24 protein-coding genes are annotated in these 23,791 nt (G+C 40.3%); 8 read left to right on the top strand and 16 right to left on the bottom strand.

Annotated elements, in window-relative coordinates:
• The 5 genes from JOD03_RS08670 to JOD03_RS08650 form a co-directional block, all read right to left on the bottom strand.
• Window positions 1–1,383, bottom strand: a complete 1,383-nt coding sequence (locus tag JOD03_RS08670; RefSeq protein ID WP_204590452.1) for a DarT ssDNA thymidine ADP-ribosyltransferase family protein — start codon at window positions 1,381–1,383, stop codon at window positions 1–3.
• Window positions 1,384–1,563: 180 nt separating this feature from the next.
• A complete protein-coding gene (locus JOD03_RS08665; RefSeq protein WP_204590451.1) occupies window positions 1,564–4,740 on the bottom strand; it encodes a type I restriction endonuclease subunit R in 3,177 nt (1,058 codons plus the stop codon).
• A 23-nt stretch (window positions 4,741–4,763) separates the two neighbouring features.
• Window positions 4,764–5,975 (bottom strand): restriction endonuclease subunit S, encoded by a 1,212-nt coding sequence (locus tag JOD03_RS08660; RefSeq protein WP_204590450.1) that lies wholly within the window; start codon window positions 5,973–5,975, stop codon window positions 4,764–4,766.
• Window positions 5,965–7,557 (bottom strand): type I restriction-modification system subunit M, encoded by a 1,593-nt coding sequence (locus JOD03_RS08655; RefSeq protein WP_204590449.1) that lies wholly within the window; start codon window positions 7,555–7,557, stop codon window positions 5,965–5,967. The genes JOD03_RS08660 and JOD03_RS08655 overlap by 11 nt, the downstream gene beginning before the upstream one ends.
• A gap of 271 nt (window positions 7,558–7,828) precedes the next feature.
• Complete coding sequence (locus JOD03_RS08650; RefSeq protein ID WP_204590448.1) at window positions 7,829–9,406, bottom strand: DUF6119 family protein; 1,578 nt, start codon at window positions 9,404–9,406, stop codon at window positions 7,829–7,831.
• 213 nt (window positions 9,407–9,619) lie between these two features.
• Here JOD03_RS08650 and JOD03_RS08645 point away from each other — a divergent pair, with 213 nt between their 5' ends.
• The 4 genes from JOD03_RS08645 (at window position 9,620) to JOD03_RS08630 (ending at window position 12,371) form a co-directional block, all read left to right on the top strand.
• Complete coding sequence (locus JOD03_RS08645; RefSeq protein WP_204590447.1) at window positions 9,620–10,516, top strand: GIY-YIG nuclease family protein; 897 nt, start codon at window positions 9,620–9,622, stop codon at window positions 10,514–10,516.
• Between the two features lie 99 nt (window positions 10,517–10,615).
• Window positions 10,616–10,804 (top strand): hypothetical protein, encoded by a 189-nt coding sequence (locus tag JOD03_RS08640; RefSeq protein WP_204590446.1) that lies wholly within the window; start codon window positions 10,616–10,618, stop codon window positions 10,802–10,804.
• A gap of 113 nt (window positions 10,805–10,917) precedes the next feature.
• On the top strand, window positions 10,918–11,469 hold the full coding sequence (locus JOD03_RS08635; RefSeq protein WP_204590445.1) for a sigma-70 family RNA polymerase sigma factor: 552 nt from the start codon (window positions 10,918–10,920) through the stop codon (window positions 11,467–11,469).
• Window positions 11,454–12,371: a helix-turn-helix domain-containing protein gene (locus JOD03_RS08630; protein ID WP_204590444.1), complete on the top strand. Its 918-nt coding sequence runs from the start codon at window positions 11,454–11,456 to the stop codon at window positions 12,369–12,371. Before JOD03_RS08635 ends, JOD03_RS08630 begins: the two co-directional genes overlap by 16 nt.
• Before the next feature lie 70 nt (window positions 12,372–12,441).
• Here JOD03_RS08630 and JOD03_RS08625 read toward each other — a convergent pair whose 3' ends face one another.
• Complete coding sequence (locus JOD03_RS08625; protein ID WP_204590443.1) at window positions 12,442–12,819, bottom strand: hypothetical protein; 378 nt, start codon at window positions 12,817–12,819, stop codon at window positions 12,442–12,444.
• Between the two features lie 20 nt (window positions 12,820–12,839).
• The gene (locus JOD03_RS08620; protein WP_204590442.1) at window positions 12,840–13,301 is read right to left on the bottom strand and encodes a hypothetical protein; all 462 of its coding nucleotides are present in this window, start codon (window positions 13,299–13,301) and stop codon (window positions 12,840–12,842) included.
• Between the two features lie 172 nt (window positions 13,302–13,473).
• Between JOD03_RS08620 and JOD03_RS08615 the strand changes: the two genes are divergently transcribed.
• Window positions 13,474–15,147 carry a DUF2207 domain-containing protein gene (locus tag JOD03_RS08615; RefSeq protein ID WP_204590441.1) on the top strand — a complete coding sequence of 558 codons (1,674 nt, stop codon included), beginning with the start codon at window positions 13,474–13,476 and terminating at the stop codon, window positions 15,145–15,147.
• 415 nt (window positions 15,148–15,562) lie between these two features.
• Here the strand turns inward: JOD03_RS08615 and JOD03_RS08610 are convergent, their stop codons facing one another.
• Window positions 15,563–16,555, bottom strand: a complete 993-nt coding sequence (locus tag JOD03_RS08610; RefSeq protein ID WP_204590440.1) for a YcjF family protein — start codon at window positions 16,553–16,555, stop codon at window positions 15,563–15,565.
• A gap of 161 nt (window positions 16,556–16,716) precedes the next feature.
• Here JOD03_RS08610 and JOD03_RS08605 point away from each other — a divergent pair, with 161 nt between their 5' ends.
• The 3 genes from JOD03_RS08605 to JOD03_RS08595 all read left to right on the top strand — a co-directional run bounded on the left by JOD03_RS08605 (window position 16,717) and on the right by JOD03_RS08595 (window position 19,137).
• Window positions 16,717–17,154, top strand: a complete 438-nt coding sequence (locus JOD03_RS08605) for a MarR family winged helix-turn-helix transcriptional regulator (RefSeq protein ID WP_204590439.1) — start codon at window positions 16,717–16,719, stop codon at window positions 17,152–17,154.
• A gap of 4 nt (window positions 17,155–17,158) precedes the next feature.
• A complete protein-coding gene (locus tag JOD03_RS08600; RefSeq protein WP_239584911.1) occupies window positions 17,159–18,373 on the top strand; it encodes an MFS transporter in 1,215 nt (404 codons plus the stop codon).
• A 176-nt stretch (window positions 18,374–18,549) separates the two neighbouring features.
• On the top strand, window positions 18,550–19,137 hold the full coding sequence (locus JOD03_RS08595; RefSeq protein ID WP_204590437.1) for a peroxiredoxin family protein: 588 nt from the start codon (window positions 18,550–18,552) through the stop codon (window positions 19,135–19,137).
• A gap of 41 nt (window positions 19,138–19,178) precedes the next feature.
• Here the strand turns inward: JOD03_RS08595 and JOD03_RS08590 are convergent, their stop codons facing one another.
• From JOD03_RS08590 to JOD03_RS08555, 8 genes are all read right to left on the bottom strand, one after another.
• Window positions 19,179–19,337 (bottom strand): hypothetical protein, encoded by a 159-nt coding sequence (locus JOD03_RS08590; protein ID WP_204590436.1) that lies wholly within the window; start codon window positions 19,335–19,337, stop codon window positions 19,179–19,181.
• A gap of 181 nt (window positions 19,338–19,518) precedes the next feature.
• Window positions 19,519–20,277 (bottom strand): DUF7683 domain-containing protein, encoded by a 759-nt coding sequence (locus JOD03_RS08585; protein WP_204590435.1) that lies wholly within the window; start codon window positions 20,275–20,277, stop codon window positions 19,519–19,521.
• Window positions 20,274–20,684 (bottom strand): hypothetical protein, encoded by a 411-nt coding sequence (locus tag JOD03_RS08580; RefSeq protein WP_204590434.1) that lies wholly within the window; start codon window positions 20,682–20,684, stop codon window positions 20,274–20,276. The genes JOD03_RS08585 and JOD03_RS08580 overlap by 4 nt, the downstream gene beginning before the upstream one ends.
• 177 nt (window positions 20,685–20,861) lie before the next feature.
• On the bottom strand, window positions 20,862–21,890 hold the full coding sequence (locus tag JOD03_RS08575) for a hypothetical protein (RefSeq protein ID WP_204590433.1): 1,029 nt from the start codon (window positions 21,888–21,890) through the stop codon (window positions 20,862–20,864).
• 191 nt (window positions 21,891–22,081) lie between these two features.
• Window positions 22,082–22,276, bottom strand: coding sequence for a hypothetical protein (locus JOD03_RS08570; RefSeq protein ID WP_204590432.1), 195 nt, complete (start codon window positions 22,274–22,276; stop codon window positions 22,082–22,084).
• Window positions 22,273–22,770 carry a DinB family protein gene (locus JOD03_RS08565; protein ID WP_204590431.1) on the bottom strand — a complete coding sequence of 166 codons (498 nt, stop codon included), beginning with the start codon at window positions 22,768–22,770 and terminating at the stop codon, window positions 22,273–22,275. The genes JOD03_RS08570 and JOD03_RS08565 overlap by 4 nt, the downstream gene beginning before the upstream one ends.
• Window positions 22,771–22,842: 72 nt before the next feature.
• A complete protein-coding gene (locus tag JOD03_RS08560; protein WP_204590430.1) occupies window positions 22,843–23,298 on the bottom strand; it encodes a hypothetical protein in 456 nt (151 codons plus the stop codon).
• Window positions 23,299–23,322: 24 nt separating this feature from the next.
• Window positions 23,323–23,775, bottom strand: coding sequence for an NUDIX domain-containing protein (locus JOD03_RS08555; protein WP_204590429.1), 453 nt, complete (start codon window positions 23,773–23,775; stop codon window positions 23,323–23,325).
• Window positions 23,776–23,791 lie beyond the last annotated feature (16 nt).

The following is a 23,791-nucleotide window of genomic DNA, read 5'->3' as shown; positions in this document are numbered from 1 at the left end:
CTAAATTCTATGTTGAAAAAGCTTTTTGGTTATTTGAACACTTACATTCTCAGTAACGATTTCATTGCAAACTAATTTTACATCTTCAAAATCATACACATGTATTTTCTTTATCATCTCTGGCTCAACTTTATCTCTAATAATCACTTCAGCTTGAATATCGGTTGGATTACATCTTAATTCATTATCTTTTCTAATACGGATTGCATTATCTTTACCTAATATAGTGGAATTAAATAAACTTTCGAATGCTTCAGCTGTAGCTCTTTCTGAAATCGTTTTTGATGATTGATTTTTATTAGCCGCGTTTGTTTGATTAAATATACAGTTTTTAGACCAAAGTATTTCTGCTGGCACTTCAAGTAAGCACCACTTTTCGTCGGGAAATTTCTCTTGTACCCTTTTAAAGTAATAGCTGTTCGGATGACTAATAGACCAACATGTCCCATCTAAAATACCATCATTACGATTAACATCTGTGACAAGATGATAAATACCACTTTGCTTTATTTCTAAGTTAGATAGAACTCCTTTTTTCATAATACCTTTTAGATTGCGTATAGCTGTAAAATGATAAACAGAAATAATACCACGACGATGACAAACGTCTCTTATACTTTGATGAAGGCTAGTAGTAGGAACTACTTTCATAACATTCATGGTGTTAGAAGAATCTATACTCACTACGGTTTTCGGAGAAGATTCTGTAACTGCTCTAGAGTTTAGATCGGGTCTGGGTTTTGCCCCTAGTGAATCTTCTTGCTTTTGATTATTTTTTGTTTCAGTATTTCTTAGTTGTGTTTTATTCGGCCATAATATATTTCTTAAAACAACTATCTCAGATTGGATATTTTTTTCAGGCACCCATTTAAATGCTTCATATAGTTCTTGAAACTCCTCAAATGTATTTGCTGAGCTAGAAAAGATTTCAAAAGCTTTCATACGATTCTTCTCATTAAGTGTTACTAAAGATTTTCGATTTAGAATCCTTCTAGACCAATTTGTTCTATCAAGCTTATCTTCTTTTATATCCTCTAATATTCTGTCGACAACTTTATTAACTATGTTTGGGTCTGTATTATAAAACTCTTGTAAAAGCTGGTCATCTACATTTGTTTTTTTAATAGTGTTTGTTTCTGTAAATTTACCAGCTGATTCTAAACTCTTAAAATCTATTGATTGAATGTCTTTTGTATCTCTTAACTTCCAATAGATATAGCGAATTAAAAACCATATTGGAAAACCTGTTGCTATATAATAAAACTTATTTTGATCGACAAAAGCATCTCCAGCTTTAGCTGCATAAATAAATATTCCTATAAATCCACTTAAGAAAAGAGTTATATAGTAATTGGGCGTAAAGAAACTATCTAAATACTTCATAACTGACCTCCGGAATTCCCTATTACTCTTATATTATATTAATGGCATATTTTAGTATATAAAATTTCTATTTAGGAGCTAAAAAAAAGCCATTCCGGCTCAAGCTTCTTCTATATATTATTTTTTTCAAATAAAAAAAGGAGCCGGTTCATTGGCTCCTCAAGTTAATATATTCTCAACCTATCTCAATTCTGCATCCAACGAAACAAGAACCTCATCTAAGGTAGTGCGCCACTCGCGCTTTAATTGTGGTCCATATTTAAATGGGATAGCCCCAGGATGCACTTCTTTATACTTGCCGAAGTCTTTACTATCGATGATTCCACCGATATTTGGAATTGGGTCGGCTCCGATTTGATACTGTACTGCAGATGCATGAAGTTCGCTTTCACTTACAAACCAAGTGTTCCGGAACTCTCGGATGGCTTGGTCATAAGCTTGCGTGAAGAACCGGCGTTTCAGACTAAAGATGTCTTCTGAAGGATCTACTTCTTTCGCATCAATTGCATTCAATATCTCATTGTATACTGCTTTAACGACATCTGATTTCTTCAATTTCTGAAGTGCTTTCTCAATCTCTAAACGGACGTCCTGATTATTCGCCGAGTAGTCACCCAATAGTTTATCGATATAAGTAGAATCGATATCGTAGAGTTTGATAGCGTTTCCGGAAAAGAACTCGATTTCTGAGAAATCCGGTACAATGCCTTCGCCTGGATCCCCGTCAATCGGTGGTTTCTCCTCCACTAAAGATCCCTTAGCTGTGTTATAGACGCCAGCTGTCTCTGCAATAACCTGCACTTGCTCTTGCAAAGTTTTTGAGGTGGCGATGGCATCATTGTAATCATCATACGTGACGAGCGCTTCAAATGAATTGTTGAGTTCTTGAAACGCAACCACATAATCGATTCGATCTTCAATCGGCGAATGTTCATTGATAGCCGGTGTCTTCTCAAGAATAGCCTTGAACGCTTTGTGTGCTTTCTTGAAGCGCTTCAACGACTCATCATATGTTGGATATACGAGTCCGGTTTCGGTGTTTTCGTTTGAGTAGAGTCTCGTTGCATCCTCTACATTCTTCTCCATTGTCGCCGGTTTACGGAAGGTAACAATGAGTCCTTTCGTTTTTCCAGGAAACGTGCGATTCGTTCGCGAGAAAGCCTGAATCAAGTTCGCGTAACTTAAGTTCCGGTCTACAAACAACGTCTGTACAGTTGGTGCATCGAAACCAGTCAGCAAACGATCTACAACAATGACAAGGTCGACTTGCTTACCGAACTGCTTGAACTCTGCACGCTTTCGAGCCAATCGATTGTTGATATCCCCGTTATACCGTTCGATGTCTTCCAGTGACCACGCCGTCCCGTAATAGCTGTTATAGTCTTTGATGATTTGACGCATTTCATCTTGATTCTCTTTTGCATGTTCTTCATTTTCTTGAAGCGAATACGTGATAGCAACTCGTGGAAAATCTGGATCGTCGATTGTGCGACCTTTCCGAATCGGTTGACCTGCAAATTCTTTTTCCATCCACTCCGGATCTGAAGTCATTTCTTTGATAGCATGGTAATAGCGTTTTGCCATATCAATAGAACTCGTAGTCAAAATAGCTGACTTTTGAGGTCGACCATTTAAGAAATCAAACTTTGTATAGGCGTTGTCTGGACGTAATATCTTATGAATCACTTTTTGGATATGGTCATCACTTTCATAGACACTAGTTGCTATGTAAGATTCTTTCTCCACGTCATCCATTTCATCAATCTTTGTGTTCAACTGTTCATCTGTCAGGTCTGCAGACGATTCAGTTGAACGGAGTTGCGTAAAGATATGATTATAAAGAGATGTGGATTCGATTGTGCTCTCATGTTCCACTTGGAAGCCGAGTACCGAACCATCTTCTAAAGCATTCTTGATCGTATAGCTGTGAAGAAGATCTCCGTACTGATCACGTGTCGTCCGGGCAAGCTGCCCTTTTGCTTGTTTCTTGTTCTCATTGAAAATAGGTGTTCCCGTAAAACCGAACCACGTCGATTTTGGGAAGAACCCTTTGATGACTTCCATTCCTTCAGAACTCAAAGCTCGGTGGCATTCATCCACGATGAACACAATATGTTGGCCCATTAATTTTTTGAACCGGTTTGTACCATTCTTTTCTTCTTGTTGTTGCGCATAACGAAGAGCAGCTTCAAGCTTCTGGCGCGTTGTGATGATCACCGTATTGGAGTTGGCATCCGAGAGTAGAGTTTCACTCAATTTTCGTGAGCTTTCTGTACCAACAATAAGGCTATTGGATTTGGCTGTTCCTGACGAGATTCCTGTATTGAACTCAGACGCAAACTTTGTAAACTCACTCGTCGTCTGGCTATCCAAATCTTTGCGGTCAATCAACATAATTGTCCGGTCGATGCCACTCTTTCTTGCAAGGAGCTTGGTCGACACAAAACTCGTCAGTGTCTTTCCGGAACCTGTCGCGTGCCAGACAAAACCAGACTCATGTTTATTGGCCGCTGTGAAAAGCGCTTCAATCGCATGAATCTGATACGGATGTAATACCATGAGTACCTTATTGTCTTGGTCTTCACTGACAATCGTATAGTTCGCAATGAGACGGTGGGCATCCGGAATGTTCAACACTTGTTTTACAAACTCATACAAATTCTCCACACGTCGATTGTCTGTCGTACGCCAGCTGAAGATGAACTTCTTATGCATATCTTTCGGCATAGCATTGGCAAAATAACGTGTCGTCTGTTCATTCGAGATGACAAAAAGTTGGAGTGTCGAGAAGATGTTGTTACGGAACACTCCTTCTTCTGCGTACTTTTTAATCTGGTTGAATGCTTGGAACACACCATCTTTGGCATAGACCTGTTTCAACTCAATTTGAACGATTGGTAAACCGTTGATTAAAAGCGTCACATCAAAACGACGGTCTCGTCCATCCTCATCTACTTTACTTTTCGCAATCTGATGAACGACTTCATAGCTAGAAATCCCTCCACCTATATGTTGGTTTGAATACAAAATAAGAGACATCGAGCCGAGTGAAACTTCCTCACGCTCGATAGTAATGCGCGCAATTCCGTTTTCACCCTTCAACCACTTCGCTGCATCGAAAGGTGTTTTCGTCTTGGACAATAGTTCTGTCTTAATTGTCTCAAACTCTTTATCTGTAATGGGATGCTCCCCAATCTCAGACAGATTGTTGCGCGTAACCTTATGGCGCAAGTTATTCCAGAGGTCTTGTTCCGTCTTCAGATCTGGCCGGTAGTTCCACTGGTTATGTCCTTCACCTAAGACTTCAATCAATCGTCTTTCAACTTCCAGCTCGTCATTGTGAGCCAACTTCGTCATGGGATGTCCTCCTCCCTAACTATCTACACAAACATCTTTTGTAGGAATGCTTTTTTCGTTTCTTTTAAGGCTTCGAGTTCTTTTTCGTGGAGTTCGATGGTTTGATCTAGCTGTTTGAAGAATTCACCGATTTTTAACTGTTCTTCTGCACAGGGCAAAAGAATTGATAGTTTTTTTATTATTGATCCAGAAAGATTTCCTTGCCCACCTTGTAAAAAGGACTTAATAATATTTTCTTTATTTTTCTTTAGCCACTGATAAATAAAATTCACATTATCTCCTTTTATAGGTTTGATCGCTAATATAGCCTGATTGATAGCACCTTCAATCCTTGATATTCCAACCTCGCCACTTGTTGCCCCATACATTGCATATAAAATCGTTCCTTGAGACACTATTTTTGCTGAAGAATTCTTAAGTCCTTCTTCTGTAATAAATAGCTCGGTACTTTCAGAATTTATTTCAGCCGATCTTATAAAAGGAATTTTGCCACCATAATATAATTTATTATTTGAGCTAGGTGTACCTCCAGAAAATGACTCAGTTATATCTCCAATCTTTTCTTCTCTCCACTGGTCATTAAATCCTTGAACCCTAACTTCCGGCACAGTCTCCCCTTCTTTAGGAAACATCTTTTGCAAGAAGCCTTGCTTCGTTTGTTTAAGGGTTTTGAGTTCTTGCTGATGAAGAGATATAGTAGCATCTAGATTTTTAAAGAACACACCAATCTCATTTTGCTCCTCCATTTTTATAGGAACATAAATTGTTTTATCTAATAACTCACTTTTAGTAATTCCTTTTATAGAAGTTCCCTGCACACTTAATAATTCCTTTTGCAATTTCTGATATAAGCTATATCCGGCGAACCATTTATCGACTTTCAATTGAGTAAGAGATACAAAATCTTGACTGGTTGCATATTCACGGTCCATAACTGCAACTTTCCCTACCCCTACTCTTGTCACAACTGCAATAGAATTTTTAGGTATCAATTTAGCTGCAGATTCTTTTAAAGCTAATTTAGTTATTTTCTTTTTCGGAATGACTCCAGAAATTTTATGTTCTTTTAAATCAGAACTTTGTATCCACGCTATTTCCCCATCCCAAAATTCTTTCACAGATGTTTTAGGAGTTCCACCACCAAGAGTTTCTTCAGAAAAATCTCCAATTTTTCTTTGCATCCAAGAATCAATATATCTGTTGAACCGAATTTTTGGCTGTAACTTATTCTCCACGCTTAAACACCTCTAATGCTCCTTGAATCCACTCCGCATTCTTTTCATCATATTGAAGTGAGGAAATCATTTCATAGAGACTCGATTCAAGTTCAGCTTTTTCTTTACGGATGTCTTTAATAGTCGCACCGATTGTCGCCATATCAACTTCTTCTTCCTCTTCAAACGTGTCGACATATCTTGGGATGTTCAAGTTGAAATCATTTTCTTTGATCTCGTCAAAGCTGGCAACATACGAATATTTTTCGATATTTTCACGATTGCGATAGGCCTCCACAATCTTATCGATGTTTGCTTTTGAGAGTTTGTTCTGGTTCTTGCCTTTGATAAAGTCATTGCTTGCATCGATGAAGAGCACGTCACGTGTCTCGCGATCCTTCTTCAAAATGATGACTGTCGTTGGAATCGACGTACCGAAGAACAAGTTACTTGGTAGACCAATTACTGCGTCAATGCTTCCGTCTTCCAAGAGCTTCTTCCGAATGACACCTTCTGCTGCACCACGGAACAGCACTCCATGTGGTAAGACGATTGCCATCGTTCCAGAATCTTTCAAGTGGTAGTAGCCATGTAGTAAGAAGGCAAAGTCAGCCTTGGATTTTGGCGCAAGCTTTCCGTAACGGTTAAAACGAGAATCATCTAAGAATGTATCATCTGCCGACCATTTTGCTGAGTACGGAGGATTCATTAGGACAGAGTCGAACGTATAAGGCTCATCCGTCGGCCAGTCCTTGTTCAACGTATCCCCATTACGCAAGCGCATGTCTTCTTTGTCGACACCATGAAGGATCAAATTCATTTTCGCTAAGTTAAATGTCGTCGTATTCAGCTCTTGCCCGTGATATTTCACACTGTCCGGATAGTTGATATAGTTACGAACGTTCAGCATCAAAGAACCTGAACCCATTGTCGGATCAAAGACACTAAACAGTTTTTTGTCTTCTTGCCCCATTGCGGCAATACGTGCCATCATGTCCGATACTTCGTGAGGTGTATAGAACTCTCCGGCTTTCTTTCCCGCTTCAGATGCAAACTGACTGATTAAGAATTCGTATGCGTCTCCGATAACATCTCCACCATGCCCCATCAAATCCACATGGTTCAATTTCTTCAAGACTTCTGTAATCGTGATATTGCGTTGTTGGTCATCTGAACCTAATTTTTTCGATTTCAAATCCACATCATCAAACAGACCATTGAATTGGTCAAACTCCGACGCTAATTGCACGAATGCTTTGTTTAGGTCGTTCAATTGGAAAATGTTTTGTTGAGCTTGTGCAGCCAAGACATTGAATAGATATTCTGGTGCGATGACATAACCTAATGTATCGACCAATGTTTCTACTAAATCATCTCTGATTTCTGCATCTGCCATCAGTCCAGCAAATAACTCTGTCTGTTTCTGTTGTATGTTGTATTCTTCTAGTGATTCATCCGCGATTAACACAACTTTTTCTAGTTGTTTATCAGATAAGTATTTATAGAAGATCAATCCTAGTAAGTAGTTCTTGTATTCAGATGCGTCCATTTTGCTGCGCAGGTTGTCTGCCGCACTGAACAATTTTTGATTTAAAGTAGACATTCTATTTCCTCATTTCTTTTCTTGGTAATGATTTATGTAAGCTTATTGAATTGTTAATGGCTAGCCAAAACTCGAAAAACCATTGCTCATATCTATTAAATTTTATAAAAGGCAATCTATATATAGTATAAATCAAGTGAGGGGTAATAACATGGGTGATTTGTTAGGGAAATCCAAATGATTATCTTAACGAAATAGAAAAAGCTCCCAGGTGATATTTCAAATAAGAAGAGTACTTCTTTAATGAGATATTTCGCAGGAGCTATAGTCTTTATTTTTCTTTTTTCACCTTTAACAAAGTAACTTTATACCCAATAGTTTTAATATGTTTTACCGCCTGCATCATATTAAGCTTAGAAAAGAATGGCAATCGTTCAGTTAAAACTTTATCGCTTGAATCAATTATTGCATATACGATTTCAATATCATTTGGATTGTAGCCTTCCTCCAAGATATGATCCATGAATCTTTCATCTATTTCCGCTATTTTATCCCTAGCAAGCTTTCTGAATTCTATATCCTCCAACAAGCTCTCACTTGAAACCCTACCTTGAGAAAATAGATGGCTTAAGGTTGATGAACTTGTCCAAGGTTTAACATGTATAAGATGACCTTGATTAGTTAGCAAATCACACACTTCTATATTGCTCCCTTGGTATCTAACTAATTTTGCATCCAAGCTTACAATGTCTTCACTTCCATCAGCAACTCGTAAATTATATTCTCCTTCTTTTTCTTTTTTCTTACATATTGGAAGATCTAAGTCACAGTAATCAATTTTTGATAAATACTCTTCTACATTGCTAACGAAATCTTGATCTAATTTGAACCAACTGCCCATTGTAAGGACATAATCACTTGACCCAATCGTAGTTTCAAACAGCATACAGTCATAAACTTTCCATTTGTGAACTCTGGCATTCTCATCGTCACTGCTCCAAACATGAATATAATGACGATTTAATTGTTCAAATGTTAAATCTTCATATTTCTCTATATATTTTAAATATCCACCTATCTCAAGTTCTGAACTACGCTCCCCTCCTTCAGTATAAGAAAACTTACCAATATCATTCCATTCAATAATCTCTGGCGGAGCTAAACTAATTCTTTCCACTTCCTCTGATTTAAGAGTTTGCATTAGTAGTGAATTTAGATCTTCTTTAGTTTTACTATCATTTACTTGTTGTAAGTTATCCACCCAGCTAAAATCTTCCTTATATTCATCGCTCTTGTATTTCTCGATTAAAATATTACATACCTCTTGAAATTTATTAAAATCATTTTCAAAATCATATTCAAACTGAGCTGACTCTCTCCCTGTAATAACTTTACCAAGCTTTTCATTTACAGGCTCCCCAGTCACAGCTTTAAGAAAGTCTTTGGCAATATCTATGCCAAATACATTCACTGATGAGCTACTACTTGTTTGAGTTCTAGATTGTATAGTCATCTCTCCAACATTAGCTTTATCAATACTCTTTAACTTTTGAGAGTCTACGCTATTTAACACTACTTTTATTCCAAAATCTTTTACTATATATTCATCTTTTAATAAGTGTCTACCAAACCCAAAGACGAATGCCAAAGTATTATCTTCGCAATTTAAAAGTAATAGTGCTCTTGTAGAGCTATTTAAAATCTCTTCCATAGATTCTTGAATTCCTAACTTCACTAAATTAATCCAAGTGGGAGAATTCATTTTATTTAATCCAACAATTAATTTCCCTTCTAAGTTTGGATAATCCTTTAACTCATATTCTTTAACAACAGCATCCTCCTTAATTACGTCATTTAAGTTCTCATAATCTTGTTTTATAAGATAAGCTGTCACCTTATATTTCGTCATTGTATTCCCTCCTTCAAATTAATCTCCAATATTTCTCATTTAACTTTCTTTACGTAAGTCAAAAGGTTTAGTTTCAAAGTAATCCATATATTTTCATATTTAATCCCCACTGGAAAAAGTGTAAAGTTGTAAAAGAAAGTAAAACCCTTCCGTTTCCTTGGTCGTTGTAGGAAGGATTAAAAAATTTGTAGTAGAAATCACGGAGGTTAGGGAATGCAAAGTCGCGGGAAGAGTATCAATTTATATTTAATGGATGGCAATCCTACAGGACGAATCATCTGTACATTGGCCAACTGGACAGGGATTGCGTTTAAGATTCCACGAACAGAGCTGGAGAATTCGAAAGATCGTGCAGAACTTGCGCAGACAGGCGTGTACTTTTTATTTGGAACAAGTGAAGAGACCAATGAAGATGTGGTGTATGTTGGACAAGCTGGCGTGCGCAGAAATGGCGATGGTTTGCTGAGTCGTTTGATTGAACATAAGCGAAATGCAGATAAAGATTATTGGACAGAGGCTGTGATTTTCACGACTTCGAATAATTCGTTTGGTCCCACAGAAATCAGTTACTTGGAGAATCGCTTCTATCTTCTGGCCAAAGATGCCGGTCGTTACGTCGTGAAAAACGGCAACAATCCGACTCCTGGAAATATCACGGAGCAAAAAGAAAGTGAGCTGGAGGAATTCATTGATAATGCAAAACTGATGATGGGGACACTTGGTCATAAATTGTTTGAGCCGTTGACAGAGAGACCTGTCGTGACGACGAAAACGGTCCTTTCTCATTCCGAAGAAGATTTGACGCTTTATTTATCGCGCACCATCCGAAAAAGTGGTGTGACGGTTCATGCGACGTGCAAGCAGACCAATGAAGGATTCGTCGTATTAAAAGGCAGCTTGATTGAAAAAGAAGACACGGAGAGTTTGCAGCCGAATGTCATTGAGCGACGTATGAAAGCGAAGATCGATGAATCGGGAATTTTGCTTGAAGACGTCTTGTTCCCAAGCCCTTCCTTCGCGGCAGCATTTGTCATTGGCGGAAAAGCGAATGGTCTGACGGAATGGAAGACAAAAGATGGCGTTTCGTTGAAGCAAATGGAGATGGATTAAAGTAATTATTTACAGAATTACCCTCTATGTATAAGATGGAAATAGTAGGAATATTGGTTAAAAAAGGTTTTTATCTTATTCACTAAAGGGGACTGGCAAATGAACACGCACATTATCAACTGGGGACTCGCAACAATTTTTCTTCTATCTTGCATCAGTTTACTCATTATCTATTTTTCCGATTACACAACGGAGACTTTATCTGCACGCGCTTTACCAGTAGCCATCTTTGCTGGACTATTGGCGATAGCGACAGCAATTGCTTTCCGTAAACCACGAACAGCGTAGATTCACACGAGCGGCCTCCTTCATTTGCGAGGCCGTTTTTTTTTTATAAAACTTTGGCGAAGTTGAAAGTATTTCTGCTTCTCAATCGTTATATATGTAAAGAGGTGGAATTCATGGAAGAACTGAGGCAAACGAAAGAAGCGACCCATCAGCAACATCTATGGCATGATGACCTGATGGATACATATGGCTTAGAGATGACAAAGCTAGCTTACACCTATGTGAAGAACTGGTCGACCGCGCAAGACGTGGTGCAGGATGTGTTCGTCAAAGCGTATCATTACTATTCAAAGCGCGAAAAATTGCATTCCGTGCGAGGCTGGTTGATTCGCCTGACGATCAATCAATCGAAAGATTATTTAAAGTCATCGTGGTTTCGCCGTGTGACTGGACTCGATTCCAAACACTCGACCGAGACAACTCAATCGGCGGAAGATATGCTCACGACGAGTTCTTCCAACGCGCAGCTCAGCCAAGCTGTTTTGGCGCTAAAGCAAGGTTATCGTGAAGTAATTTTCCTCTATTATTATGAGGAATTAACAGTCCGAGAAATGAGCGAAGTGCTGAAAGTAAAAGAAGCCACCCTCCATACACGATTGCGCCGAGCAAAAATGGAACTACACCACCAGTTGAAAGGAGAGGATTTTGTATGGGGAACGAATTAAACAACCTTAAAGAAGCTATGGATGAAACAGTTTTCGAACAGGCTAAATTTGATTCCACTTCCAAGCAAGCCGTTCGGGAAGCTCTTTATACGCGTAAGGAAAAGCCCTTCTCCGCTTTCGCTGTTGTGGCTGCCGCTACACTTGTACTGGCGATTCTATTAGGCACAACTACTTGGTTGCAGGCAACTCTCACATCGGAACAAGCGACAGTTCCGACAAAGCAATCTACCGCTTCTGTCATAGAAGACGCTCATATCTTTGAAGGTATGATTTTTCGTGGACATACGAATTCAGGCGACTCGTTCCACTTCATCGATGGAAATCTGGTCATTGTGACTGATCCTACAATGAGCGCTGTTCGTCCGTGGATCAATCCAGCCGACATGCCGGCTGAAGGCACATTTGAAATGACGTATACAGATATTGATGTAGAACGAGATAAGTCCTTATTTGTGATTTACAGTGCAGGAGAATTAATTTTTGAGCTCATTCAAACGGGACCACGACTGTATGAGGATAGCGAGGGCAATGTGTTTAGTACGGATCAGTATATCGAGGAAGCAGAGTTTTTAGTAGCCCGTGTAGAGGATTTTGATTACGGATTCCAAATCGATGGCGGACAAATTTTTGGGAATAATGCAAAAGGGATTGTTATTTATATGAGGTCCCTCGGAATGAGAGATGGTACTCTTTCAGTGCTGGATGACTATCTATTTGAACAAGGGTTCAACAGTACCGACGAGATTTACTTAGAGTTTCCAAAAGCTCAAATCACTGTAGAAGACACTAAATACTTTATTCAACTAGATGACGAAGACTCATTAGAATTTGAAAAGGTCGGAAAGCGCATCATCAAAGATGCGAATGGCCGAGAGTATTATTTAAATCAAATGCCGGAGTGAAAAAAGCTCCCAGCGAAGATTTCATAAGTGAAGTTAGCTACTTCATTGAAATCTTCCTTGGGAGTTTCTATTATTCTAGAGAGCTTTCTAAAAACGCCTCTACTTCCTCATTCAATTCAATCACACGAATGACCTTGAACTTCTCATATCCTGGAGAAGTCTCAATTAGTAAAGATCGTGCTCCACCACTCATATTTATAAATGTAAACTGGTTCACTTGATGCGGGTTATTGGAACTATAAATATTTCGAATTTCCTCAGCCGTTTTGCCGGTGCTAGTTAGGAAAATTTCGTCATCCAGTGATGCTAGATTTTCTTCATTCAGTAACCAACTATGTAACTCTAAAGAATTGCTAGGGTATGTAAATACCTGCATGGATACTACTACAATCAGTGCAATTGCTAAAATAATGCTTAAAATTTTGTATTGAGCTTCTTTACTTTTCATCGTTTTACTTATGCCCCCTTCTATTCACCCAGAGTAATTTTTAGTTCTTGTTCTCCCTGTCCTTCCTCTTTCCAAAGGATAGTTGTAGTCAGCTTTGATAAAATTTGGCGCATTTCTTCTTCATCCACTCTACTTGTATTCGACAACCCTACATATTCTGAGCTACTCGCAAGTTGATTTGTAAACGTTATATGGTCCACACTTTTCATTTCTGTACGACCTATTTCGTCGGAACCAAGGTTTGATGACTCTGTATACATAATGAGTTCTCGAACTTTAACCTCGCCTCTACTAAACAGGAATTGATCAAGCTGCCAATTCTCTTTCCCCTTTTTAGTGACTTCATACTTCAGCACCCAAGGCCCACTCGTAACTGAATTTGTGAGTTTAAAAGACTGAGAGGAAGCAATAGAGTTAGTGGTGACTATAAGCACAATTAAAAGAACTGGTAGCAACACAAAAATATATTTTACTTTCTTCAAGTGGTTTTCCCCCCTTCACTAATTCTTATCGAATAAATCCCATCTCTACTCTTATTCTAGAAAAAGTCTCAAAATCCTTTTATCTCCAAAAATATCCTAAGGAACTTACACACTTCTTTACCCGAAACTTTTTTTCAGCTTATTCGTAAATAAAGGGAAGAGGTGATAACAAATGACAAAAAAGCTACTCCTTCCAATCCTATTCGCGCTACTCATGACGGGGCTATTCCCGCTCCAAGCCTTTGCGATTGATTTTGAAATTGACACGGTATTGATCGATGTTCAGTTAGAAGAAAATGGAACTGCCCAAGTCACGGAAACGTTCACCTATACATTTGAAGACGACTTTAATGGAATTACGCGCTCCTTGATTGCCAAAGAAGGAACAGCGATTGAGAATTTTACAGCTTCCGAAAATGGAACACAATTGCGCACGGAGTTCGAAGACGGAGAATTCCGGATCTACCGAGCAGGTGATGATGGCGAGACCATTAGAATTGATTTGTCGTACACAGTAGAAAATGCTGTAGAAAAGTTTGAAGACGGCGCACAATTCTATTATGCGTTCTTTGATGACAGCAACGAGTCCGCTTATGAAGACATGACGATTATCGTGACGCCACCACAAACGTCGACTGACACGGAAGCACTCGGGTATGACGAAGCCTATGGGTCTGAGCGAATTGTGAGTGATGGTAGTGTGCGGTTCGAGATGGGCACTGTGCGTGACGGCCGAAACGGAGACGTCCGCGCAATTTTCGATGCGGAACTATTCCCGGGGGTTGCAGCTCAAAATGGGACTATTCGAGACGAATTGGCAGCGGACCGGACAAAACTTGAGGAAGAAGCAGCAGCCTTTGCAGCGAATCAGCAGACAGCGATTTCAGTGGGTGTACCAATTATTGCTGGTGCCGGTACGATTTTATTGATTGGCTTGTTCTTTGCCTGGTTCTCAGCATTTAATCGAAAGCGAGCGGCTACGAGCAATGTGAATGGCTTCTTCGTTCCAAAAGAAACATTGAGCATTCCAGGAACGTTGTATTTCACGAACTCCCCTTTCCTCTCTCCGCATGTCACGGCAGCGGCAATACTTGATTTGGTACGGAAAGGGAACTTAACGCAAGTTTCTGAAGACGAGTTTGTGCTCGTGAATCGAACGACAGAACATGACCATGAAGCAACATTACTAACTCTTCTCGTCGACCGCATTGGGGATGGCGAACGGTTCACCTTATCACAAGTAAAAGAGTTTACGAGTAAAACAATCAATCATTCGGCCTATAACGAAGCCATTGCGAAATGGACAAAAGGCGTTCGTGCAGAAGTGCTCTTGCATGATTTTTATGAAAAACGCCCAATGGTTCGTTGGATCGCTGGGGCTCTTTCTGCTTTATTTGTTGGACTGGCAGTATACACAGGCATCTATGAAGTCTATCCATGGATGGCCGCTTCTATCTTCTTGGCATCCGCGGCTTTCATTTTTGAGCTTCTCTATTCGCCGATCTCAGTGGACGGTCACTTGATCCGTGGAGAATGGCGCGCGTTGAAGAAATCTCTTCCGGAAGTAACAGAAGATGAGTGGAAAGCATTGACGGAAGATGAGCGAAAACGTGCCTATGCGTATTTGCTAGGAAGTGATTCGAAGACAGCGGAAAAGAAAGCAGAAGCATTTACGATGGCAAGTGCAGTCAGTCAAGATAACAACTTTGTGATGAACCCAATGTTCTTGATGACCATCTTTGTCGCAGCGAACACATCGACTAGCGCAAGTGCGAGCGGCGGTTCCGTTAGCTCTGGCGGGGGCGGTGGAGTCGGTGGTGGCGGAGGTGGGTCGGGGGCCTTCTAGATGTGGAGAACGCCACTCTAGAAATTCCGAGGAAATCAGACGTGCCCATGAAGGCGTACTTTAGCCTTTGTGGGTGCGGCTGATTCCGCAGCGTATTTCTGGCGTTTGGAACTCGATTACTCTAGATGTGGAGAACGCCACTCTAGAATCTGAGCGACCGTTTTTTAGCCATGATTCGGGTTTTATTGGCCATGATTAGCAATTCATTAGCCATAATTGGGATTTTATTAGCCAAAATTAACTATTCATTAGCCAGAAGTCGTATTATGGAAACTAATTCAAACACCCAACCCTGATTTCTCAAGATCTTCCTAGCAAGGTCTTGGGCATCCTAAAAATCACAAAAGCCCTCTGGACGCATGTTCCGGAGGGCTTTCTTCATGGACACCATCACTCTTCGCAAGATGGTTTTGTCTTATGTGTTTGGATTCTTGTCTTTGAAGTTGCTGGCGAAGTTCTTTAAGAACTCGACATTCAACTCAATATCGTTTTCGTACGCGTACTTGATTCCGTATCCAAGCGCGAGTGTCAGAGAAGCTGCGACGCCTCCACCGATTGCAGAGCCGGCGCCTGGTACGACTTTGACTGCTTGGCGGAAGATGCTCTTTCCAATGTTTCCGGTCAAAGTAGCAATCGCCAGTTCTCTTGCGCGTTCTTTCGAAATCGGCTTGTCATAAAGTGTTGCCAGTCGCACCATCAAGCCAACCTGTACGCCTGTCAGTGGCACGATGTCTGCCCCAGGGAGTGGAACAGCGCCAATGACTCCTGCTGACGTCGATGCTGCGATGATCCATCTATTTGCGACTGCGGATTTTGCTTTTAATTCTTTCGCGAAGAGAAGGTCCTTTTTTTTCGTCTGCAAAATATCCAAGATCGCATCACGCAATTGCTGCATGTTCTCCCCCGTGCGCGACGAGATAGGCACGACTTTAAATTCGTTGTTAGTATTCGTTCGAATGTACTGGACGAGACCCGGAATATCATCGGCTGCGTCAATCTTGTTCAGCACAAGAATGATTTCCTTGTTGGTCTTCTTCACGTCTTGAAGTGCCTTCTTTTCCCCATCTGACAGAACAGTTCCTGCTGCGTTCAAGAAGAACAACACAACGTCTGCTTCTTTGTAGTATTTCAGCGTCTCCTCGGAATTGCTCTTATTGATATCATCAAGCCCTGGTGTATCTGCAAACACGATCTTGTCTTTGTATACATATTTCTTGATAGCCGTCGTCTCTCCAGGTTGCGCGCCAACTGACGCCACGTCTTCCCCCATAATTTGATTTACAGTGGACGATTTCCCCGCGTTCACGTCCCCAATAAGAACAAAAAGAATTTCGTTATCGAGTTGTGCATTGACTTCGCGTATCTCTTTATCATAAATGTCATTGAATTCTTGTTCGTTAAATTGCATGTTTCCTCGCCCTTTCTTCGATTGGTCTTAGTAGTTTTACGTATGAACTTCAAAAAAGTTTCCGAGAGCAGCTGCTTGACCTTTTTGAGAGACCTCTATAGAATAGGTCCATAGAGTTTAGTTAAGTCAACTAAACTATTAATTCGAAAGCTGGTGATAGTTTGATTGATGTATATAAGCTGGTTGCAGACCTGCATAAATCTATAGATGAAATGAACCGACTGTTAGTGCGTGATGTGGCAAATCTTGTGCCATTTGATCTTACACCTGTGCAGGAAGCGTATGTGATTTTTTGCAATTCGCACGCTCCAACTACCGTCACTTCCCTCGTCGAAGAGTTTGGTGTCTCCAAAAGCGCCGTGAGTCAAATGATTACGAAGCTTGAAAACGATGGGTTTGTAAAGCGTGAGATCAATCCAGAAAATAAGCGGGAACGCCTCATCTTTCCTGCTGCCAAAGCAAAGAAATACCAACAAGGTCTTGATCAACTCGATAAACAGATGACGGAAAAATATTACGTCCATCTCGAGACGCAAGACATTCAACAAATGTATAATGCCATATCAAAGTTGAATGGAGTTATACGAGAAAACAGGTGAAACAATGAAACAATTACTAGGAAATCGTCCTTTTACACTCCTTTGGGGCTCGGTCATCACCGTATCCCTTGGATTTTCCATATTCTTTTTATCCGTCTCGTGGTTTACAGTGCAAGAATTGAAACTACCTGGCGCGCTCGGTCTCGTGTTGACCGCCGTCTCTGTGCCTCGTGTCATTATGATGGTCCTTGGCGGCGTGCTCGCTGACCGGATGCAAAAATCAAAATTGATGTTCGTGACTAACCTCGGGCAAGCCGTGTTGATGGGCATCATGGTCACGATGTACGTCACAGGAACTCTGACGCTTGTGCCGTTACTTGTGCTTTCTTTCGTGTTTGGATTTTTAGATGCCTTCTTCTATCCAGCGATGAGTTCACTCGTGCCACACTTGGTGAAAGGTCCTCAGTTACAACGCGCCAACTCTCTTGTTCAGGGTTCGAGTGAACTAGCTTTTGTGTTCGGCCCGTTCATTGCAGGAATTTTGCTGACAATCGGGGACTTCACGTTGGCTTTTAGTGTCGCTGCTATACTTATTGTGATTGCGGCGATCCTTGTTTTCCCGCCATGGATCAAAGACTTTATCCCGGAAAAACAGGCCAGCCTAAATTTACGAAGTGTGCACGAAGATTTACTTGGAGGACTCCGTTACATCCGCAAATCTCCTATTCACCGTTCTGGAACATTATCGATTTCAATCGTGAATTTGTTGATCATCGGGCCCATTATCCTGAGCATTCCAATCATCGTCAGCAGTTTGAACGGTACAGCTTTCCATCTTAGCATTGTCGAAGGTGGGTTAGCGGTTGGTACTTTCGTGGCTAGTGTAGCTTTCGTGTTATGGAACTTTAAAAGAAATCGCGGAAAAATCGTCTTTGGCGCAATGTTCTCAGCTTTCTTGTTCCTTCTCGTTTTCAGTCAACTGCAATCCATATGGCTATTATCCGCATTCTCGGCTCTCAGCGGTCTGATGATGATGATGGTGCATCTACCGACTGTCACGATGATTCAAGAAGTAACGGAAAAAGACAAACTTGGACGAGTGATGAGCTTGATTTCTATTGCCGCTTCTGGTCTCGAACCAATTGCCTTTGCAGCCCTCTCCATCTTAGTGGCGTTCTCGGTATCGATCCATTCCCTTTTAGCTGGAGTTGCCGTAATCGGGCTCTTCGCTACAGTCCTCTTATTCTGGAAAAGTAAAGAATTTCGGGCTCTTCAATGAGCTCGATTTTTTTGTGTTTTTTTGAGGTGACAGGCACCAAATGGGAACAGATGGCATTTGGTGCCTGTCACCATTTAGGAGTTCCCTGGAAATTAGTGACTCTTTCATTGATATGATATACACTTGAATTACAGGTATTTACAGTATAAACATTCTAAGAAAGTAGTCGATTGAGTATGAAGATTTTTCGAAAAGTAGCGGCAACGCTCAGTATCGTTCTGCTCGCATATTTAGTGGTAGTCATGATTCAAACGAATTTCGGTGAAGAGGAATATCCAAGTGGGATGGTTGCAGATCAAAGTGGGATTCTACCAATGGAGTCATTTAATGATGGCATACAGACCGGCAACCAAGCGCCTGATTTTGTGCTAGAGACACTCGACGGGGATGTTATCCGTTTGTCTGATTTTAAGGGGAAAAAAGTATTCTTAAATTTTTGGGCTTCTTGGTGTGGACCTTGCGAAGACGAAATGCCGCATATGCAACTGTATTACGATGACTATGCAGAACAGTCGAATTATGAAGTTGTCGCTGTCAATATGACGCAACGAGAGCGCTCTAACCAAGATGTCGTAGATTTTGTAGACGAGTATCAGCTCACTTTCCCAATTGTTCTGGATCCAAACGGGGAGGTAGAAAAACTCTATGAAGTTCTTGCCTTCCCGACTTCGTATATTTTGGACGAGGAAGGCATTGTTTTGCATTCATTCAAAGGACCAATCGCAAATCCGGAAGAATTGGATGAACTTTTGAATGCGTATTAAAATAAAGGCTCGGCTCTCGAATGTGAGAACCAAGCCTTTTGTTATCGTTTTATAATCATTTCTTGTCCTTCAAAATCATAGATTGCTTTTTCTTCACCTTCTAAAAACCCTGAGATCACTTGAAAATGATTAGCTCGCTCGACTAGATTATATTTGAAACTTGCAGTCCATGTAGTTCCGCTTGGTGTAGTAAAGCGCACTGTTGCCCCTTCAAACACTCCATTTTCATAGCGAAGAACTTGCAGTCCATTGTCATCATTTACTTACGAAAGGTGACAGGCACCATTTGGGAACGGTTGGAAAAAACAGCTTTTTCAATCCTTAGTTTGTTTTTCAGTGCCAGGCACCTTACATCAGCACCTCCCATCCGCAACATCAAACTTAATCCCCACAAAACAGCCAATAATCAAATTGATCAAAATCGAAGTTTATAAAATCTGTGAAAATCTTGTTATTTGAAGGGGTGATTTTGAAAGCACCTAAAACTGGATGTTCACTAGACAATCCGAAGGTTTTTTGCAAATCCTCACGCGAGAGTTTAGGAAGTACCAGTTCCTCCTCTACTATAGAGTGGCCTTTTTTAGACCAGCTTATGGTCCGAGTCGTATTTTCCTCAGAAATAAAATAGGGTGACTCTATTTCTTCGACAAAAAGGCCTTGCTGCATCGCAAACTCGATTGCTTCCGGATACTTTTGATTCACACCTATAAACATGTAATAGTCGTACCCAAAATGAACAAAAAAGTTGTCACCGGAAATGAGCTCGCAATAGGCCAAATCGCGTAAATTTAGTTTGCATATAAGAGGAACATCTTCATTGTTTACTAATGCATCGTCTTCTAAAACGAAACCTTTGAAGTCGTCTTCAAACAATTCCGTTGTGTCAGTTTCAATCACAATACGTTTCTCGTTATCCGGCAAAATCGTACGCACCTTATCAATTTTTGCCTCTTTTAAAAATTTCATGACAGTCTCACTGTAAGCTGATTCAACTTTTAAATAGTCTTTTCTCGTCAGTACTTGGCCATCACATGTTTTTCCGATGTCGTGTATACCTGTCCATTCGGGCTTCGTGTAAGCACCAAATTCATCGCGAAAGATCGGATTGTATTTGGTGATACGGTAGTGATTAATCTTCATTTAGCCCCCTCCATCTCCCGCACAATATACTCAATACCATGCTCTCCCGTTATGCGGTAAAGTTTGCGACGTTTGTCCTCTGTCACTAGCGGCGAATCCTCCAAAATCAACTGATCTCCTTCTTTAGGAATAAATATGTACTGTCCATTCTCTTCGATTCCATACTCGTAAATGATTGTCTCCATATCTTTCATGTAAAGCGTAGTTTCTTCTCTCAGCTCCGTCACATGGACGAACTCTTCATGGATTTGAATGTAGCTGAGACCTGATGCATACGTCAGAAAACCTGCAGCAATCACCATTCCGCTTACTGCAAAATAGATGGGTTTTGTTCGCTTATATGCTAACAGTGCTAGACAACCAATGAATAAAATTGCAGCTGCTGATAAAAGATAGTAATTAAGCATTGGAAACGTCATTAAAATATTCTGCGCGTCATGGCGAAATGTTGCTACTTGAATCATAGGTAAGAATAAGATAATTAAAGGGGAAGTAATGGTAATCGGTGCCTGTTGGTAATCGGTGCCTGTCACCTTTTAGTGGTAATCGGTGCCTGTCACCTTTTAGGAGGTTGATGGAAATTTTTATTCTTGTACAGGCTCTTCCTTTGCCTTTTCCTCTTCTGCCTTTGCTAGATAGTACGCTTCTTTCTCTAGATTACCTGCTTTTTTTGCAAAATCCGCTGCCCACTGGTAACTATAGAAGTCGCGTTGTACGTAGTTCATCCGATATTCGGTCAACTCTGCCATCTCTAGCCATTTTTCGTCTGTTTGATACATTTGAAAAAGTATATTCGTCACCAATTGCGCATTGTAGTAATAAGGTTTCTTTCTTTCATGGAAAGCAAGAACTTCCGCTTGAAACTGCTCGTTGCCTAATTCTGCTTCCGTTCTATACATCAAGTCTTCTACCGCCTCATCTTCTGCTGCTAAATAAGCTTTCAAATCTGTATATGTATAGTTCAATTGCTCTTCCAAGACGGTTTCAAAATCAGAGGATTTTGTCAGGTTACTCAAAACTGTATGCACAGCTTCTTCACCTTTCGCGTATAGAAGATATTCTATAAGATATTGGCTCATGATGTATTCGTCACTTATCAAGCGATCCGTCGCTTCTTTTTCAAAAAACGCATCGACTTCCCATTCATTCATTACCTCCGCAAAAGGCAACGGGGCAAAACGATGACTGAATGCTTCTGCCACCCCTTCATGGAACCACATCGGAACTTTTTTATAACTGACATCTAACTCTTCCAAATAGTTGAACATACGGTAATGCGCATATTCGTGCGCATACCCGTGCAAAATTCTATCGTCATCCAGGTTCATGTTCAAAAGCATGATTTCACTTGAGGGAATATATATCCCATTAGCACCCTTTAGCATAATATTCATCACTAGATTTGGTTCAATTGCATACATAGTTACCTCAGGATAGTCTTTCGAAGCTGGTTCAAACCAAGCACTTGAGAGTTGGTCGATTTCATCTAAGTTTGGTTCAAATAGTTCCATAATGCGTTCTGGTTGATCTGTATATATGGTTACATGGTCGTATTGGAAAGTCTCCAGTTGTTCTTTTTCGTCACCTAACGAAAGCTCAAATATAGTTTTCATCCACCAGGATTGTACGGGTTGGGTATTCATTATTGTCCATGTGATAAAAAATGTGGCAAACACCACGACTAGCTTAAGAATAATCTTCTTCATAATAGCCTCGATTTCAATTATGTATTTGGGTGTAAATGGCAAATGGTGACAGGCACCTTTTGGAAACATATGGTAAATGGTGACAGGCACCATATAGACTATCCAAACATGAGCAGCGCAGAAAGCATCAATGAAAATACCCAAGCGACTGCAAGAATCGTTCCAATGGTAGAAGAAAGCTTGTCAGCGTTTCCTGACTGAATATCTCTAGCAATCCATAGAATCGTTCGGAAAAATAACAAGGTTAGGATAAGTGGTAATCCGTAGTAAAAGATGATAAGTTCTTCGATCAAGTATGGCTCCTCCAATGTGTTTCTAATGTATCAAGTTGTCGCAAGTGGTGAGTAAAATGCATATCCACTAGTGCGAGCCATTCCGCTGCCGTTAACCACCCAAATCCCCCATGCCGCACAGCAAGAGTGGGTTGAGCAAGCTCAATTTGACCCTTTAACGCCTCAATTCGTTGAGTCAAGGTCTCTAATTGAATCACCAACTCTTCTCGAGTGTAGCTATTATCTGGTGCTTGATTCATCTCGTCTGGAAGTGTAATTTTGATAGGCGGAAAACCACCACGTTCAAAGAGTTCTTCTCCAAATTTTGTTTTACCAGTCTGGAGTTCCCCTTTACCTGCTAGACAATTTTCTGCAGCTTCACAATATTCATGCGCCACAACAATACAGTGATCATAGACTTGGACAATTGACCATTCAGTAGAACTCGGCTTGAAGACTAATTGCTCGCGATTATAATTTTGAAGTTTGATTATAAAGATTTTGATACTAGTCACATCACAGCCCTACTTTCTGTTTACTCTTCAAAGATAGCTACAATTAAGTTTCAGTACTAACAAATAGTAGAGTTACTTATCAATAGCAATTTCACCAGTATAGGGGTCTACTATGTAACTCGTTTCACTACTTACACTTGAAAAATAATAGTTCACTCTTCCTGAAGTAGAATCCTCAATCAAAAAAAGACCACTAGCAGCCACCTCAACATTGTAAGTTCTTTCTACCAGGGCAAGAGAGTCGGAATGTTTATAAATCGGTCGATCAGAAATATAAAAACTTATTCCAAGTAGGTAAAGCAAACTAAAAGCGGTTCCCCACAATGTAAGTGATTTAACGGTGAGTCTATTTTTCACTTGAAGTACTATGAACAAAAACCCTGTGGTTATGAAGATGATTCCCGTCACCTGCAGTAAAGAAAAGTACTCATTTGCACCTGTTCGAGCTTCTGCATCTGTAAATATGTAAGAAATGCTAGAGATTCCAATTACTAAATATCCGCTGAGCAAGATTCCGATTTTTCTCATGACAATTCATCTCCCATGTCTACTCTAGTTCACATCCCCTAAATAAACCTCAGTCTTCTCTGCTCGTTGTAACACCTCTACTATCGCTTTTGGATATACACGAGATTTATGTAAATCAGTTAGTGGAATCCACTCAACACCAATTTGATCCGTATCAGGTTGTACAGGGGCGCCATTCACATTTTCACGAACTATACTGCATAGAAAATAAAACTCAATTTGATGAACGCCCTTATCAAAGTGAGCAAATTCATGGTTTTCCCCGATGTATTCTCGAATATGAATCAGTTCTTGTACTTGAACAGCCGCATCTAACTCTTCTAAACACTCTCGAATCACTGCACTTTTAAGGGTTTCTCCTTTCTCTTGCCCTCCACCTGGAAAGATATAAAAGAAACCCTCTTCATCGTGTTTTTTTATGAGTGCTATCTTGTCATCTTTTACTATGACAGCTTTTGCAGAATTTCTAATCCCCATCGTGTTCTCCTCTTAC

It is taken from the genome of Chryseomicrobium aureum (genome assembly GCF_016909155.1).
In the GTDB taxonomy this organism is placed as follows: Bacteria; Bacillota; Bacilli; order Bacillales_A; family Planococcaceae; genus Chryseomicrobium; species Chryseomicrobium aureum.
The sequence above is the reverse complement of the archived record's forward strand: the minus strand, read 5'-3'. Positions and strand labels throughout refer to the sequence as shown.

What these genes read in the sequence shown, in the direction of transcription:
- JOD03_RS08670 (WP_204590452.1), bottom strand. Translation starts at nt 1,383, where the DNA reads ATGAAGTATTTAGATAGTTTCTTTACGCCCAATTACTATATAACTCTT.
- JOD03_RS08665 (WP_204590451.1), bottom strand. Translation starts at nt 4,740, where the DNA reads ATGACGAAGTTGGCTCACAATGACGAGCTGGAAGTTGAAAGACGATTG.
- JOD03_RS08655 (WP_204590449.1), bottom strand. Translation starts at nt 7,557, where the DNA reads ATGTCTACTTTAAATCAAAAATTGTTCAGTGCGGCAGACAACCTGCGC.
- JOD03_RS08650 (WP_204590448.1), bottom strand. Translation starts at nt 9,406, where the DNA reads ATGACGAAATATAAGGTGACAGCTTATCTTATAAAACAAGATTATGAG.
- JOD03_RS08645 (WP_204590447.1), top strand. Translation starts at nt 9,620, where the DNA reads ATGCAAAGTCGCGGGAAGAGTATCAATTTATATTTAATGGATGGCAAT.
- JOD03_RS08640 (WP_204590446.1), top strand. Translation starts at nt 10,616, where the DNA reads ATGAACACGCACATTATCAACTGGGGACTCGCAACAATTTTTCTTCTA.
- JOD03_RS08635 (WP_204590445.1), top strand. Translation starts at nt 10,918, where the DNA reads ATGGAAGAACTGAGGCAAACGAAAGAAGCGACCCATCAGCAACATCTA.
- JOD03_RS08630 (WP_204590444.1), top strand. Translation starts at nt 11,454, where the DNA reads ATGGGGAACGAATTAAACAACCTTAAAGAAGCTATGGATGAAACAGTT.
- JOD03_RS08625 (WP_204590443.1), bottom strand. Translation starts at nt 12,819, where the DNA reads ATGAAAAGTAAAGAAGCTCAATACAAAATTTTAAGCATTATTTTAGCA.
- JOD03_RS08615 (WP_204590441.1), top strand. Translation starts at nt 13,474, where the DNA reads ATGACAAAAAAGCTACTCCTTCCAATCCTATTCGCGCTACTCATGACG.
- JOD03_RS08610 (WP_204590440.1), bottom strand. Translation starts at nt 16,555, where the DNA reads ATGCAATTTAACGAACAAGAATTCAATGACATTTATGATAAAGAGATA.
- JOD03_RS08600 (WP_239584911.1), top strand. Translation starts at nt 17,159, where the DNA reads ATGAAACAATTACTAGGAAATCGTCCTTTTACACTCCTTTGGGGCTCG.
- JOD03_RS08595 (WP_204590437.1), top strand. Translation starts at nt 18,550, where the DNA reads ATGAAGATTTTTCGAAAAGTAGCGGCAACGCTCAGTATCGTTCTGCTC.
- JOD03_RS08585 (WP_204590435.1), bottom strand. Translation starts at nt 20,277, where the DNA reads ATGAAGATTAATCACTACCGTATCACCAAATACAATCCGATCTTTCGC.
- JOD03_RS08580 (WP_204590434.1), bottom strand. Translation starts at nt 20,684, where the DNA reads ATGCTTAATTACTATCTTTTATCAGCAGCTGCAATTTTATTCATTGGT.
- JOD03_RS08575 (WP_204590433.1), bottom strand. Translation starts at nt 21,890, where the DNA reads ATGAAAACTATATTTGAGCTTTCGTTAGGTGACGAAAAAGAACAACTG.
- JOD03_RS08560 (WP_204590430.1), bottom strand. Translation starts at nt 23,298, where the DNA reads ATGAGAAAAATCGGAATCTTGCTCAGCGGATATTTAGTAATTGGAATC.
- JOD03_RS08555 (WP_204590429.1), bottom strand. Translation starts at nt 23,775, where the DNA reads ATGGGGATTAGAAATTCTGCAAAAGCTGTCATAGTAAAAGATGACAAG.